Genomic DNA, 16,990 nt, shown 5'->3' on the forward strand with positions numbered 1-16,990 from the left:
TCCGCTTTATCGTGGTACTGTAAGTTAAATGAAACTTCTTAAAAATTAAAACACTTACTATATTTGAAAAACAAAAGTGTCAACCATTTTCAGGACGAGACCGATGGATGGGAAAATAGTGACTGGAATGGATGGACTGGAAGTGATGCCTATAGAGCGGAAAAAGCTTATGCGGAGAGCAGTGGTGGCTATGGTTTTGGAGGATCTTTTAAAGATGGAAGCGGTAAGGAAGTTGGGTTCGTAAACGGGCAGCTTCAAGTATGGTATCCTATGGGAGGTGATTTAGCCTTTCAGGTAGAAGGAAAAGGATTTGTTGATCAGTACTATTTTGGTGCTTGGGGGGATCCGATTGGGGGGAGTAATAACGCCATTAACACCACGTTAAACTTATCTGGCGGAATATTATCAGCTCCAGCTGGAACTATGTCGTTACGCGGATGGGGGCATGATATGCTTCTGAAGGAGAGCCAATGGCTTGGTAATAATGGAAGATTATATTCAACAAAGTTTTATGGGAGCAATAAGTGGCTTTCGGGTACCCAAAAGGCCTTTAGGGCAGCTGGATCAGCTGCCAAAGCTGGGGGAAATATCCTTGGAGGTTTAGGAGTTATGGTAAGTGTAGGTTCGTCTTATAATGCATTTTTGAATGACAGAGATAACACATCCACTTGGGTTGACCTTACTATTACAGGAGGATTATTTATTGGAGGTTTAGCGGCGGGAATAACAGGGGCACCAGTCGTTGCTACCTTTGGGATATTTTATGGAGTCTATCGTCTGACAGTTGGCTCAAACGGAGATGCTTTAATTGATCAATATTTTGGATATCGATGAGAAAGACCTTTTATACCTACTTATTCTGGTGTTTTTATAGCATGGTGCGGAAAAGAAAAGGTGACACAAGCCACCAAAGGGCGGCCGTATTGCTATCAGTTTCTGAATGTTTACTGATAATAGTAATTCTTTCTTGGTTAGGAATAATTTTTTATGATTCAAGTTATAGTTTTTCCTTTAGATCAATAGACTTTAGGTATGTATTTGGTATAATGGTACTGATTATAATAGGTCTTAACTACTTTGTACTTCTCAGAGACAAAAGATACGTTAGAATAAACAGTTTATATAAAGGAAAATATTCTGAGCGAAAGGCTAAAGCAATTGCAATATTTATTCTTTTTATAACCTTTTTTGGCATGATTGCGTCTGGCATTTTTCTAAGTAAAACTATTAATGGTTGGTAATCAAATCATATACCTGTTCAACCCTGCCTGGGTGTAGTATTCACTACACCCTTGTATTCCTAACCTCCTTTGAAATCGTCATCCTTTTTATGCCATTTGCAATGGCTTAAAAAAGCACTTCTTACGTAAACAAAAGTTTGCAATTTTGACTATTGTATGATTTAGGCGGAAATAAACCTCCAAGCTGTTCCTGTTTTCTTATTATTCAGCAATAATCATTTGTATATTCTGTGGAGATAAACTACTTTTAGTTATGAGGGAAGCTTATCAAATCAGCGTTCAGAAAATCCTGCCATGGCAGCTATGGTCCCAGGCTTAAGCCCCTATCATTTTGGGTTTAATAATCCGGTTCGGTACAGTGATCCGCTTGGACTGATGGGGCAGGATGCAGGGATATGGGGTACGGGAGATACCTACGCCTCAAACAATTCCCAAAATCCCTTTGACTTTATGCCCAAATTTACCCGAACCAATCCGGGTTCTGGGAATCATTGGTCGGATGAATATAGGGATCCGTATCATAATTGGATGTCGATGGATACCGATAGTTTTAACGGTATGGATTATATACTTAAGTATAAGTGGATAGATCATCCAGACTATACAGTAAAAGATCCAAAAGGAACTTATGTTACAGCAAAGCAATCTGAATTTGTATTATATCATGCTGTACAGAATAAAGGGATGACAGATTTTTCTAACTTCAACCATGCCTTAAACATAGGTAGCGGTATTTACGGTGCGATGCAGGGTCTTACCTCCAGTCAAGGTTATTGGCTTGGTAAGAATGGGAAATATTATGAAGGGTTTTCAGGTCGTGGACCTAATCAATACACTGGAAGTAGAGGCTCTGCATTAAAAGCTGCTAATACTTATAAATTGGCAGGGAATGCTGTTGTTTTAGGGCAGGTAGTGCTTGGTGGATATATGACTTATGAAGGCTATGTAGCAGATGGTGCCCAATTCGGGTATAATGCCCAAAGGGCAGCAGCAAGCAGTGCGGGGGGTATCGTTTTAGGTTTGGCAGGAGCAGAAGCTGGTGCATTAATAGGTGCTAGTATAGGAGTTTGGTTTGGTGGTATAGGAATATTTCCAGGAGCGGTAATTGGTGGGGTAATCGGAGGTTTTGGCTTCGGTGTAGGTGGAAGCTATTTAGGTAGTCACCTAGGTGAAAGTTGGGTTGACTCTTATCATGGACGTTAAGTAGGTGAAGATGAAAGAAAGAGTTGAATTATGGCTAAACATCATTCATTACTGCTTCTACAAAGCTGAATACAAGCGCCATATGCTATCGAACAAATTAAATCCTTTTGTTCTTCTAGGCAGGATACCGGTAGTAAAGAGGAAATTTAAAGAGCAGGGGACTACCCTTCTGGATTCTACAAATAAAATTTGGACAGACAAACGACTGGGTTTTGGAATCATGATATCTGGCGGGGCATTAGCGGGAATTGTAACTTTTTTATTATGGGGCTTTGTAAGTACTTTTTTAGGCTTTTTGAATGTTTATTTCTTAGTTAAGCCAACTTACGTTTTTGCCTACGCAATACTTTCTTTTATTCTTTGTTACTATAGTGTTTTCAAGGGAGATAAGTATGTCAAGTACTTCAAGAAGCTAGATAAGCGATCAAGGAGTGAGAAATGGAGATATGCTTTATTATCGCTTTTGTTTGTGGTTGGATCAGTAGCTCTGTGGCTATACAGTTTTAGATTTTTACCGAAACTTTAATGCGTTAGCTCTTGCCTAAGACTGGCTTTGAGTAGAAAAGCAGAGAGTAGATCCATAACCGCCAACTGGGTGTAGAATCCTCTACACCCTCATATTCCTAATCTTTATTAAAGTCGAGAATCTTTTTTGGCCATTTGCAAAGGCCTACTAAAGTACCTCTTAATAATCAAAAGATTAAAATTCTGACACTATAAGGCTAAGGCTCCAATATAGCATCCAAACTGATCCAAGGTTTGTTCTATTAACTTTCAGTATTTATTTGTAATCCCCTCCTAGTTATAATTTGCAATTACACCTTTCTATCCACCTTAATAAAATTTAGGGAAACTATTCTAAAATGGCCATTTGCAATGGCCAACTAAAGCCGACACTAGGTTATGATTAAATGGAAGGGAGATAAAATATTTTCGAGATTCTTGCAAGGGCAATAATTCGGGTAAACCGGGCAACTTATTTTTATTTAATTGCCGGCAACCAATCTAGTGTTCCGAAAGCTAATACACTTGACCTTCAACTCAAATTCAAACCAAGGAATACATGTATTTTTAATGGCTAAATGAAATTAATGGTTATTTATCCTTTCCCTTTACATAAATTGTACTTTACGGTGATATTTTTTAAAAGTATTTCAGTATATTACCTGAGGCATTTAATGAGAGAAAAAGCAGATCCATGAAATTTGATAAGTCTTATTTAGTTTTACTATTTACATTTTTTAATATTTTCCTATTTGCACAAAATTCCAGTGGCAAAATTTTTGAAAAAACTATTCAGTGGAAGCCTGAAAATGGGAAAAATGGATGTGATGCAACAATAAACTTAAAGCTCAATTATTATTTAAAAAATGACAGGCCATGGGTCAACATTTCTTATTCCATTGAAAAGGGGAATACCGTTTATTTCGAAGGAAAACAATATGCAAGGCAGCAAATAGGAGAAGAAGCCTACAATGCTATTAGGGTGCAATTCCCAAGATTTGTGGTTGACCTTTATGAAGGCAGTAATTTTATTACATCAATTGGCTTCGATAGTAAAGGAAATATGACCTATGGAGGAGATTGGCTAAACATATTCGAGGGTCATATACATGCAGAACACACCAAGCGAAATCTTCCAAGTGGAGAGAGAGCTAAAGAGATTTTTTTAAGCAATGCATTTTCTATTAAAAATATGCGCCTCACTTATATTGATGCAGTAAATTTCCATTTGGTTAAAATGTATGCTTTGGGTGAAAATGATAAAAGTGCATCAGCTACTCCAAGTACTGACTCCGACCAACCGGTAAGCAACAATAATGGCTACGAAACTTCTCAATCAAATTCCTCAAGCTACCAAAGTGGCACAAGTGCTGCAAATTCACATTACCAAAACGCCTTAGAAAGACAACAAGTTTATACCCAAAATTTAGAAGCCGCCGCTACTCAAATAGTTAATGTGGGTTTAAGTATTGCCAACGATATTCAACAAGCTAGGATTAGGAATGTAAATAATAAGAATGAAAACATAAGGGAATATCTTGAGGAAATTATCCCTTTAGACAAGGAGTGCGAAGCCTTGTATACAACGGATTATTCAGCCTTTCTTGTAAAGGAAAAAACATTACGAAGTTATGAAAACCTAGCCATTGATAATTTAAACTGGCTTATTGAAAAGGAAGGTGACGCAAGGTATAAAAATTTAAAATCAGAAATTTTTTCCAACCAAGTAAATAGACTAAAGAAAATATTGGCGTACAATACGGCACAGCTATTAAAAAATGAGAAGGAACTTGAAAATATGGCGCTAATCAATGAGTTTTATTATGTTAATTTAAATGAACTGATTGATTTCGCAGGAGATTTGTCTACAGATTTGGGCTATCATAACAATAATGTTCATGGATCAACAGGATATGGATTGTTTAAATTTTGGAGAAATTTTGTTGACGAAGAGAAGAGTGAAAGAGCTCGGAAAATGTTAGCCTCCAACGAAACAAATAAATTTTTAGATCCTATCTATGAAATATTTTTTTATACAAGACAAAATTATGTCAGTGACTATTATGACAAAAAAGCCATTGATTTATTTAACGCAGCCAATGATCAAACCAAAAAGTCATTGCTAATTGGTGTGCTTTTTGGAAGAAACTATGCTAAAGATTTAGATTGGGATCAATTGTACATAAAAGATGACCGACTATTGAAGTTGTTTTTGGAAAATACTAACGAAAAAATATATTATTATGAAATTGAATTTAATGGAACCAAAGGGAAGGAAAAAATGCCTTTGTATAAATTTTTAAATTCAAAATATGGATTTAAAAATTCAGCGTCTAATGCCCTTGTAAAAGATTGGTTAAAAAGGGATAAAAAATTAACCGGAAAAAATCCGGATGATTTTGTTGAAGAACAATTGGCAAAAGAAAAAAAAGCCTCTCTTCTTGAAAATGAAAATATTGAAATTAGAAATTTGATTTCACAATCTCAAGTACTGTCTGAAAGTGGAGATTTTAACAAAGCCCTTACACTCATTCAAAAAGCTAGAGAGGATTTCCCTGACAACTATGATTTATTAATAACAGAAGCACATATTTATAATAAACTCAATAATAAAGACCGTTTTTTAGAACTACTCAAGGAAGGAGAAAAGTCAGCTAACGCAAACGATATATTGTTTTTTAATATTGGCGTACTTGAACAAGGGAATGAAAATTATGATGAAGCAGAAAACTATTATTTAAAAGCAATTGAGATTAATCCTGAATATGTTGATGCTTATTATAATTTAGGAATTGTGTACAGTGAACAAGCAACCTTACTTAAAAATGACATCAATAATTTCATAGATCAACCTGAAAAATACGACGAAATCTTTCTAGCCATTATAGAAATTTTCAGAAAGTCAATTTCAAGCTATAAGCATGCAGTAAAGTTACAGGAATACGATTATGACACATTATTTGAGATAGGATTCACCTGTACTGCACAAGCAAATGAAATCGGGAAGCAGGCCAATAAAAAATTAGAATACCCAAAAAAATACGGCTGGCTTTATTTGAAGAGGATGGAAATGTACAATCATTCATTGTTCTTTTTTAAAAAAGCGCAACAATTGGATGATACAGATGAGGACTTAAATCAAAACATAATAATCCTTCAAAAAGTTGTGGATGATTTTAATGAGAAGCGCAAGAAAAAAAGCTAGGCTATCTTGAGGGATTTTAGGCTAGCAGTAATTCAACTTTAGTATCCCACTTTGGCTTCTTTCAGGATTCGGCTGTCTCCCACCTAGTTGTAATTTGCAATTACGCCTTTTATATCTTTAATGCATAATTATTTTAATGCCATTTTTATTGGTAAGCCAAGTCCGATTGTTATAAATGTAAGAACCTAAATAGCATGAATTATTTTTAGAGATTTCGGTTAAGACAGGCATTATTAAAAACCTTCAAGCTTTTTTTCCTCAAGTGCTGCAAGGATACAGGTGTAATAGTGGAGGGTATTAGGGATATCTTCCCTCTTCCCATTGAAGGTGATAGTTTTTTGTAGTTTTATATTACAAGCAGTAGGGAAAAGCCTTGCTGAGCAGATCAGCATACAGATTTACGCTAATTTTAAAAGATGCAATACAGGCTGGTCAAGTCGCACCAATTGTGTAAAGTTTAAACCTTTTTTCCCTTTTCTTCTCTTTTATCATTTGATGGATAGGGGAAATATTTCGAGGCCTTGCATTAACTTTTATGGATCAATTTGCATTTAATTATTATTGATTCAATAAAAAGTTACATTTCACACCAGATCAATCTTAATAAAGTTAAATTTGTGTAAAATGTTTTAGATGTTATTTTTAATAGGTGTAGGATTTAGTGGTTTTACCAGCATCTTTTTTACATAATGACATGCAAAAATTTAAATAAAAATATGGACCGATCAATTTTTGATTTTGCTCCTTTTCCAATGTGGATTTATGATTTGGTAACATTTCGTTTTCTTGCCGTCAACAAGGAGGCCATTCGTTCTTATGGTTATAGTGAGAGGGAATTTCTAAATATAACGATTAAGGACATTCGTCCTCCGGAGGATATCCCAAGACTAGAAAGAGCAGTAAAAGAAGCCAGAACCCGTTCTGAATTGTATAAAGAAAGCCTTTATAGACATAGAAAAAAGGATGGCACTATAATTTATGTACAGATAAAAAGCAATCATATTACATTTAATGGAATAAAAGCTGAGATAGTTACAGCCATTGATCTGACAGACCGCTATGAAAGAGAGCAAAAAATAGAGGGGCAAAAGAATTATTTAAAAGCGATTGGCACCATAAGCCAGTTACTTTTGAAATCCAATGACTGGCTTCAATCTCTAAACGCTTGTTTTAAAATCGTTGGGGAAACCATTGGAATTGATCGGATCTACTTTTTTCAAAATAACCTAAAGGATAAGACCACTTCCCAGAGGTTAGAGTGGAGTGGTGAGGCGATAGCACCTCAGATTGATAATCCTAAACTTCAAAATATTCCCTTCTCAGAATTGCCTTTATTTATGGAAGCTTTACAGAAGAAAAGCTATTTCGAATCCATCGTTAAAGACCTTCCACAGTCGACCCTTAAAACCATGCTGTCACAGCAGAATATCAAATCTATACTTGTCCTACCATTATGGGTTAATGAATTGTTTTATGGCTTTATAGGCTTTGATGATTGTACGCAAGAGCGAGAATTTTCAGAGGAAGATTTTCAATTGATACAAGTGCTTACCACAAATTTGGCCCATGTGATTAAACAACTTGAAGCTTATCAAGAGCTCTCCTACAGAGAAGCAAGGTTTAAATCTTTGATTGAAAATGGAAAAGATCTTATTGCGATCATAGACAAAAACGGGAATTATAATTACGTAGGGCCCACCTCAAAAACAGTTTTGGGAATTGCTCCGGATGAATTTATAGGTAAAAATGCTTTTGAATTTATCCATAAAGAAGATCAACCTCGTATAAAGGATTGTTTGGCTGGAATTTCAACGGTTAAATACATGACCATCGAACCTTACCGTTTTCTGGATGCCAGTGGGGACTGGCGATGGATTCAGACGGAGTTAACAAACCATTTAGATACGCCATTTATTTATGGAATTGTAGCCAATACACATGAAGTTACTGCAGAAGTGAAGCAGGGAAGGATTGAGAGGATGACAGCTTCTTTAGCCAAAGAAATTGGAAAACCCGGGAAATTATCAACCTGTTTCAATCAAGCAATAAGTCAGTTAACTGATTTAAATGGTATCGATTATAGTGAAATTTGGTTGGTCTCTCAGGAAGCAAGTCGATTAGACTTGATTTCTTATTCCTTTCAAAATGAAAAATTTTCTTCGTTTTACGAATACGGAAAAGAACACACCTCTTTTACTCTAGGGGAAGGTCTTCCGGGTTATATTTGGAAAGAAAATGGTCCTATTTTGTGGAAAGATTTACCAACCAGAAAAGAATTTGTTCGAAACCCCGCTAAATTTAATACAGCAATGGGTTTTCCCATTGCTTATAACAATGAGTTTATTGGTTGTATTCTTTGTTTTTCATCAAATCGGGAAGATGAAATAGTAGAGGAATACCATTTGCTTAAAGAAGTCACCCAATTTCTTGGGCCGGTAATTAAGCAAAAAATTACTGAAGAAGAATACCGCAATTTTTTTAATATTTCTCCGGATCCGCATTGTATCATAGGTTTTGATGGATACATCAAAAAGTACAACAAAGCCTTTCAAAAATTGATGGGGTATAAGAAAGAAAAGTTACTCGCTAATCCTATTTATCATTTTATTCACAAAGATGATAAAAAAGAATCCCAAACAAGGCTTCAATCCTTAATCGCTCATCAGTCCTCCCTATCTCATACGTCCCACCCTAAATACGAAGTCCGTTTTGTGACTTCCGATGACCATATTATATGGTTGGTATGGAGTGTTACGGTAATTCAAGAATCGAAAATTATTGTTTCGGTAGCCAAGGACATCACTGAAGAAAGATTGGTTCAAGAAAAATTGGAAGTGGCATATAAGCAGTTAAAAACTGCCCAAAAAATTGCCAAGCTTGGCTATTGGTCCAGGAATCTTGATTCAGAGCTTTCTGTTTGGTCAGAAGAAACGTATCGCATTTATGGCTATTCACCTCAGGATTTTATTCCTACCCAAATTAATATTGCCCAAACCTTCCATCCTGACGATCGACACCTGATGGAAAAAGACCCAATTGGGTTATTAGAGGATAATAATGTTCAAAGTTTTGAACACCGTATATTGACAGGTAAGGATAGTATTAAATGGGTCCATCAGGAAATTCGATTGTTAACCGATAAACAAGGCCAACCTTACGGAATAGAAGGAACCATACAAGACATTACTGAACGTAAGCTATATGAGAAAGAATTGGCACTAAGCAATGAGCGATTTAGGTTAGCCATGAAAGCAAGCAATGAGTTTATTTGGGAGCTTGACCATCAAGCCGGAATAATTACTAGAGGTAAAGGAGGAAAATCAATGTTTGAATTTAATAGTATTGAAGGCTTTAATAAAAAGAGTTCCTGGTTTAGTAAGATTATAACAGAAGATAGGGAGAGGGTATGGGATTCTTTACAAGATACCTTAGCTGATAAATACGAATCCTATTGGAGTTCAGAGTATAAGGTTTTGTCTGAAAAGGGTAGCATTATCTATTTTATTGATCGTTGTTATATATTACGAGATGATGCTGGTAACCCAATAAGGTCCATAGGTTCGGCATTAGATGTTACTTCTTCTCGCCAACAATTAGATAAAATTAAAATTCAGAACAAAAAGCTAAAAGAGATAGCCTGGCTTCAATCGCATGTAATTCGGGCTCCTCTGGCAAGAATCTTGGGATTAATTAATTTATTCGAAAACATAGGTGATGATGATGAGGAAATGACCAGGGATCAAATAATACAAATGATCACGACATCAGCTCATGAATTGGATGGGGTGATTAAGGATATTACCACAAAAATAAATGCAGAAGATATTGGTTAAGCACAGAACGAATGTTTAATTTCCCCGAATTTTAAAGGCGTTTTATTTATAACCGAAGCAATCTGAAGGGTTGCTACGCAACGTCAAAGCCAGGTAGATGAGCGGAGTCGAAGCTTTAGGTTAACATATCCGAAATAACTACTTCTTTGGTTCCGCTCAGGGTCCGGTGATACCATCGCAATTAGCTTTAATTATGTACCGTAAAAGGTCTGTTTACAATTGTAATTCCAGATTAGGGATACTTTTTAGTTGTAAAGACACTGTATGAAAACCAAAATTTTTTAAACTCGGATTATGTAATAGAATTTCTCCGCCCTGACAAGGTCAGGGGTGAAGCCTGTCCCGTGTTTACGGGAAGTGTTGCAATCGCAAGACCATCAGGCTGTTTGGATATTTTAGCGTAGCACCGCTAAGGTGAAATTGAAAACAGCAACCGAGTAGCTGATTTTAAAGCGATTTCAGCACGTAATAGATTGTCTATTGCATATTTCGGGTTAAAATTAAACCTCAGATTGGAGATGTATAAAGCGTCTTAGATAAACTTATTTGCACCAATTTACCCTTTTCCATAAAAACCTGTAGTAGGTCTTGTTTTGTCTTACCGTGGTTGTAAAATACAAAGTCCAGGAAATATTTTTCTAAAAAAATGCCCTAAGCTCTTGCAGTGAAAAGCCCGGTCTTGGTTCATGTGCTCTTTTTAATAGCAAATCATCCTGAATAAAATCATCAAGGAAAATCAAAAAAAAGGACACATAATTTAAAAGGAATCGTTCTCTAAATTTTTTTTGTAAAACTTAAACTTCATTTTATTGATAACATTATAAATTTTCTTAAATTTAGATAAGGTTGAGAAAAATAATTACAGCTAAGCATAAATATATCTTGGAACAATGGGATATGTAGCAACTCATGGTCTAGTTGATAGTGAAATATCCTGCTTGTCAATTGATGCTTAATTATGATTATTGGTTTCTCAAATGCCCGAAAAACTCATGAAATTTAACCTGAACTATGCAATAGCTATTTTATTTAGAATTGAAGTCAGTTCTAGATTAATTGTTTTGCTGTTTGTTTGAGATTTCACTCCTTGGTAAGAAACCTTTGACATAATATTGATTTAAAAATTCAAAAGTGCCTGGCATTAATGACAAACTGAGTAAATAGATTAGGGCATATTTGTTACTTATTCAATAGGGAATTATGGTTGAGCTAGGGGGGTAAAAACTTCGGGTTTGCAGTAATAATATCTTTTAAAAATGAAAAGGCTCTTGGTTACCAGAGATAAAACTAAAGAATTTTATTATATCGAATGGGCAATTTCCTTAATTGCTTTGCTTTTCGGTGTGCTGGTAATTTTAGGTTGGTTTTACAATGTTAGCCTATTGCAATCATTAATTAACTCCTTCACCAATTTAAAGATTAATACCGCATTGATAATATCACTTTCAGGACTTCATATGGTTATCAATCTAATTTATGAGTCAAGAAATCTTATAATTTTAAAAAGTCTTTCTTTTTTAATATTTGCAATAGGAGCATTTACCCTTTCAGAATACTTTAACTTATTTCCTTTTTCAATTGACAATATTTTGAAATTTGATAACCATTCTAATGGTTATCCTGGAAGAATGGCTCCTTCAACGGCAATTTGCAGTATTTTGTTAGGCTGCTTTTTTTGGGTGGAAAACTCAAAAAGGAGATTGGTACGGAGAATTGGTGTCTTTTCATTAATGTTTATTATTGCCCTCACGATGGTAGGTATCATTGCTTTCATGGAAGGGGTATCTACTTCAGAGAGAGGTATATTTTTCAGTACGATGGCGCTCTCTACATGTATTGTTTTTTTTTCAATTTCAAGTATAAAACTGGTCAATAATCCCAATGCTAATCTAATTGATTTAATCGCTGGCAAACATCAAGGAAGCGTATTGGTAAGAAAAACCATTCCTTTGTTGGTGCTATTCCCTATCCTCTTCAATTACCTATTCATGTGGGGAGTAAATAGTAATTACATCTCTTCGGATTTGAGCCTAATTTCCTTCGCCTCAATTATCATTACCTTAAGCATTTTATACATCAGTTTCCTGGCAGTAGGTTTTAATGAGGAATCTGCAAAAAGAGAAAAAGCAGAGAGTGACCTTAAAAATAACAACCTTTATTTAAAACAATTTAAAGAAGGTTTAGATCGGGCCTCCATCGTTGCAATTACAGATAAGAAGGGGGTAATTACTTATGTCAATGATGTTTTCTGTAAGATTTCTAAATATTCTAAAGGTGAATTGATAGGAAATACTCATGCCATAATCAATTCCGGATACCACAGTCAGCACTTTTTTAGAAACATGTGGAAAACAATCAGTTCCGGTGATATTTGGGTAGATGAAATAAAAAATAAAGCAAAGGATGGATCCTATTATTGGGTTTTGACTGCAATTGTTCCATTTAAAGATGAAAACAATCAGATCACTGAATATATGGCCCTCAGGCAGGATATTACTGATCGAAAAGTAGCCATTCAGGTAAAACTGGATTCTATTCAAAAACTTGAATACAAGAACAGAGAATTGGAGCAATTTGCTTATATCGCTAGCCACGACCTTCAGGAACCCTTACAAACCATTCTAAATTACACCTCATTGCTCTCTAGTAATGAATCAAATAATCTGGATGAATTAGAACAACAAAGCATGCTATTTATTCAGGAGGCTGCAGGTAAAATGCGAAAGCTTATACATGGACTTCTGGAATACAACTTATTAGGAAAAAATTTAGAAAATCATAAAATAGACACACAAAAATTAATCAAGGAAGTAATTGAAGAGGTTAATAACATTATCATTACCAGAAAGGCAACTGTTGAAGTGCTGAAATTGCCCCCAATTTATGGCCACAAGGCCTCACTAAAGCTTCTTTTCGAAAATCTAATTCTAAATGGTATAAAATTTAGTAAGGAAGACCGCCTGCCTAAAATTACTATTTCCGGAGAGCAAGTGAAAGATCAGGTAGTTATAAGTGTAAAGGACAACGGCATAGGTATAGATAAAAAGTATCATGAAAAAATTTTCGATATTTTTCAAAGAATAAATAAGAGGGAAGCTTATGAAGGTCTTGGCATAGGCCTTTCTTATTGTAGAAAAATAACTGAATTGCATGGGGGAAAGATCTGGGTAGAATCAACTTTAAATGAAGGAAGCGTATTCAAAGTATTGATAAACCAACATAGGAATGACTAAAAAATTAAAATGTGTATTGCTAATTGATGATGACAAGTCCGCAAATTTCCTGCACAAGTTTGTCATCAATAAAACTGGTCTAGTTGAGAATATTGTGGACGTACAGAGTGGGGAGGAAGGCCTTGAGTTTCTACGACAAAAAGAAGATAGTAAATACCCTAAAACTGATTTAATTTTTCTTGACATCAATATGCCTGGGATGACAGGGTGGGATTTTCTGGAAGAGTACAACAAACTTGATGAAAGTCTGAAAGGTAAGATTATGATTATCATGCTTTCCACTTCAGATAATCCTGAGGACAAGGAGAAAGCTTCAAAAATAGGAACTGTACACGATTTCCTTAATAAACCCTTGACCGTGGAAAGGTTTACAAAAATTGTAGAACATTTTTTTTAGCGACTTGCCTATTTTCAATGTTGCAACTATTAATAGCCTTTACCAAATCCAAAATACCTGCCCATTCAGCTCCGCTCAGGGTCCGGTGATTTTATCGGAATATAATTGACAAATCTCCTTAAAAAGGTTCCTGTCAAGCCTTTACTGCCCCAGGTTTGAATTTGAGGAAAACAAGACGACCCAATAATAGCCATGGGAAACCATGCATAATGAAATCTCCCCAATCGATTAATTGCATGCCATTGGCACCACCGGCTATCCACTTAATTTTTCCCCAAAAATGGGGTTCCGGGAAAAAGGGTGCCAATCCCAACCATGCGCACATGATCAGCACCAATGTCCAATTATTAATGGGATTCTTAACTGTGTTGACTTCTTTTCTGACCATGCTTTTCATCATTTCTTATCCAAAGGTAAAAAGACAACATCTTCAATATGGTGACAATGGTTACAGAAGTTAATTTTATCCCAAAATAAATTATATGACTATTTATAAAATTTAAAATATAGGAATAATAGTAGGCCTAATAAAAGTGCCATGCCCCCGATAAAAGGATAAACGCCTACATTACTGATGAGCGGAAGGGCGATGCCTGTGACAATCCCCCCACCAACAATAGGTTCATAAAGGGGTTGCTTATAGCTAAAGGTGGAGGTGAATTTTTCTGCTTTATTGCCCGCTCTTTTGATCAAAATTAATCCAATGGCTGTGGTGCCGGTAGATTGACCAAATTCTCCTAAGGCTCTTAATCGCCATTCTTTGGGAAAGAAAATTTTCCCCATCAAAAAATAAATGGCAATATTATAGCCTACGCCGGCTCCACCAAGAATTAATAATGGGGCCAAATTATCCGTCAAAGCTTTAATGGAAAGGCTTCCAATGGCGGCCACAATAAGTAGGTCCAGTGAGAGGTTGGTGATATAATTGATGTGCTTTCTACTGATATAGCCTGTTAATTTTGCTTTTTCAGCTATCACTTGTACGGCTAAACCAGACAGCATGGCCACGGGAAACAATGGAATGAATTTATTTATTTTTGACTCTTCTTGAGAAAATATAGCCATCTCACTATAAGCTAGCCCTTTTAAAAATAACCAACCTAAAATTATGGTGAGCCCAACGATGGCTATCTGTAATGGGAAAGACACCTTCTTTACTTTTTCCAAGTTGTCATCTTTCTCTCCATTGTCCGACATTTTCATATCATGTGTTTCCTCCTTGCCATTTACATTAGACATAATGGTGCCAAAAATTATGGCAGAAACTAGCCCTATAGTGGCAATACCAAGCCCTAAGTCTACTCCCTGTTCAAAGTCTATGGCAGAGAAGGTGTTTTTCAATCCGGCCACGGTACCATGTCCTCCCTGAAAACCAATGGCAATCAAAGCACCTGAAACTACATCGATGTCAAACATCGGTTTAAGCAGGAGTAGAGCAATAAGCAAGCCCACAATATATTGCCCAAGGGCTAGGGTGTAACCAAAGCATAGATTGGGCATGCTTTTATTTAGGATGGTCTTGAAGTTGGGGATATTTTTACCAAGGAATAGGCCCGCAAAAACCACTACAATCAAGTAGGCCGGAAAATCCTTCCAGATATTTATACTCTCCTCAGGAAGCAAACCCTCAGGTAGCGCACCTATTCCGATGCTTTTAGAAATAAGGGGGCCTAGAAGATCCGGCCCAAGCAGTAGTGCCAGCACACCACCAATTAGCGAGGCTGGGATCATTAATTTTTTTAGAAAGGCCTCTTTAAGCACATAGGCAATAAAGAGGAAAAGGGTAATCAATAGCAAGGCATTAAAAAACTCAAATGTCGCAAATTTCTCCATGAATCTGTTTGATTTTTGTACGGTGAATTAATTCCGGATTGATTTAAAATGGCCAGGGGGTTTAGGTGTATTTGAAAACTGTTACAATGTTAAGGCTGTCCGTAAATGCGGAGTTTTATCAGCCATTTAGATAATTTAAGTTTATCCAAAAAGACTTTATCCGTTTTTCAATAGGATGCATGTTGGAATTCCGATTGCCTATTGAGAGGATAAAGCATTCAATTCACCCCTTTGTTTTGCCATAATATTTGGCAACTAAATTTGTTTTTGGTCATTCTATAGGGCAATTATTGGAACAAAAGTTTTGCCAAAAAATAAAAAGTACAGCTTTGATTTTTATATAGTTAACAATAATAGGAAACCCAAATTGAAGTTCCTTTTTTGAATTATTATTGAGATTAGCCAACCGGTAAAAGGTGCATTATAAATAAAATGAGCATGAGCTTTTTTAGCGAAAGCGTTGTTTTATTGGCTTTTGGAGTGTTTGTTGTCAATTATTCCTTGGTATCAGTTGATAATCTACCATAGAATCACATCCAAAACTTGGCTGTGATTGCAATTATCCCTCTCTCAAAATGAGTTCTGAAATTTGCGAAATAGTACGGTAAAGGTCATCTGCAATAGCCTAGCCCAATCTATGGGTTTTTTTAAAGGACTTTGTATCGATTATTTCACCGTTGATTTGAGCCAAATTTCGGCCAATGCCGGCCAGGTCTCTCCGGCAGGGTTGCCATTCCTTAGTCCATAGCCATGTCCTCCTTTGGGAAGTAAGTGTAAGGAAACAGGGATTTTATTGTCCCTCAATGCTGTGGCAATTACCAAAGCACTATTGGCATGCGCATCGTCGGCTGTAGCAAAAAGAAACATAGGAGGAGTGTTGTCGTCAATTTTTAGTTCAGGAGTAAGGCTTCTATTTTCACCCTTGTCAAGGTAGGCAGGGTAGATCAACATGGCAAAATTTGGCTTGGAGGATAATTTGTCCTTGGCATCCTGAGCTTTATAGGTTACCTCATTGTACCGTGTACTTGCGCGGGCTGCCAAACTTCCGCCTGCTGAAAACCCAATTACGCCAATCTTTTCAGGATCCAATTTCCATGCTTCTGCTTCGCTTCGGACAATGCGGATCGCCCGTTGTATGTCGTTCAATGCGCCTTCCTGCTTTTGCGGTACCCGGTATTCCAGGACAAAGGCTGTGTAGCCCAAAGTATTCAACCATTCAGCTACCTCATAACCTTCTTTATCGATGGCTAAAATACGATAACCTCCTCCGGGGCAGACAATAACGGCTGCTCCATTGTTTACTTTATCATCCGGTAAAAAAACCTTTAAAGTAGGATCGGTTACATCGGTCAACCTGGTCACTCCTCCACTGTTGTTATCTGTGACCACTGCCGGGTGTTTCGGGGCTGTTTCTCCCGGCACTTTATCCGGCCAAATGTGAATGAGCTCGTCATTTTGAGCTTGCGCAACGAAAACAAGTGAGAAAAAAAAGGAGCAAAGGATAAGCATTACTTTTTTTGGCTGCGGTTGTGTTTTCATGG

The 16,990-nt window shown here is 36.3% G+C and carries 10 protein-coding genes; 7 read left to right on the top strand and 3 right to left on the bottom strand.

From position 1 onward, the window contains the following. Window positions 1-63: 63 nt before the first annotated feature. The 7 genes from ACYVHJ_RS00650 to ACYVHJ_RS00680 all read left to right on the top strand — a co-directional run bounded on the left by ACYVHJ_RS00650 (window position 64) and on the right by ACYVHJ_RS00680 (window position 13,616). On the top strand, window positions 64-834 hold the full coding sequence (locus tag ACYVHJ_RS00650; RefSeq protein WP_460511641.1) for a hypothetical protein: 771 nt from the start codon (window positions 64-66) through the stop codon (window positions 832-834). Window positions 835-1,535: 701 nt separating this feature from the next. Further along, window positions 1,536-2,444, top strand: a complete 909-nt coding sequence (locus ACYVHJ_RS00655; RefSeq protein WP_460511643.1) for a hypothetical protein — start codon at window positions 1,536-1,538, stop codon at window positions 2,442-2,444. Window positions 2,445-2,454: 10 nt separating this feature from the next. Then, window positions 2,455-2,970, top strand: a complete 516-nt coding sequence (locus ACYVHJ_RS00660) for a hypothetical protein (protein WP_460511645.1) — start codon at window positions 2,455-2,457, stop codon at window positions 2,968-2,970. Between the two features lie 672 nt (window positions 2,971-3,642). Further along, window positions 3,643-6,153, top strand: a complete 2,511-nt coding sequence (locus ACYVHJ_RS00665; RefSeq protein WP_460511647.1) for a tetratricopeptide repeat protein — start codon at window positions 3,643-3,645, stop codon at window positions 6,151-6,153. A gap of 716 nt (window positions 6,154-6,869) precedes the next feature. Beyond that, window positions 6,870-9,986: a PAS domain-containing protein gene (locus tag ACYVHJ_RS00670; protein WP_460511649.1), complete on the top strand. Its 3,117-nt coding sequence runs from the start codon at window positions 6,870-6,872 to the stop codon at window positions 9,984-9,986. Window positions 9,987-11,242: 1,256 nt separating this feature from the next. Beyond that, window positions 11,243-13,219 (top strand): sensor histidine kinase, encoded by a 1,977-nt coding sequence (locus ACYVHJ_RS00675; RefSeq protein ID WP_460511651.1) that lies wholly within the window; start codon window positions 11,243-11,245, stop codon window positions 13,217-13,219. Then, the gene (locus ACYVHJ_RS00680) at window positions 13,212-13,616 is read left to right on the top strand and encodes a response regulator (RefSeq protein ID WP_460511653.1); all 405 of its coding nucleotides are present in this window, start codon (window positions 13,212-13,214) and stop codon (window positions 13,614-13,616) included. Before ACYVHJ_RS00675 ends, ACYVHJ_RS00680 begins: the two co-directional genes overlap by 8 nt. A 133-nt stretch (window positions 13,617-13,749) precedes the next feature. Here the strand turns inward: ACYVHJ_RS00680 and ACYVHJ_RS00685 are convergent, their stop codons facing one another. The 3 genes from ACYVHJ_RS00685 to ACYVHJ_RS00695 form a co-directional block, all read right to left on the bottom strand. Further along, complete coding sequence (locus tag ACYVHJ_RS00685) at window positions 13,750-14,016, bottom strand: hypothetical protein (protein ID WP_460511655.1); 267 nt, start codon at window positions 14,014-14,016, stop codon at window positions 13,750-13,752. Between the two features lie 86 nt (window positions 14,017-14,102). Next, window positions 14,103-15,449, bottom strand: coding sequence for a sodium/glutamate symporter (locus tag ACYVHJ_RS00690; RefSeq protein WP_460511657.1), 1,347 nt, complete (start codon window positions 15,447-15,449; stop codon window positions 14,103-14,105). 666 nt (window positions 15,450-16,115) lie between these two features. Next, window positions 16,116-16,988: an alpha/beta hydrolase gene (locus ACYVHJ_RS00695; protein ID WP_460511659.1), complete on the bottom strand. Its 873-nt coding sequence runs from the start codon at window positions 16,986-16,988 to the stop codon at window positions 16,116-16,118. Window positions 16,989-16,990: the final 2 nt, after the last annotated feature.

Source organism: Cyclobacterium sediminis, from assembly GCF_054781075.1.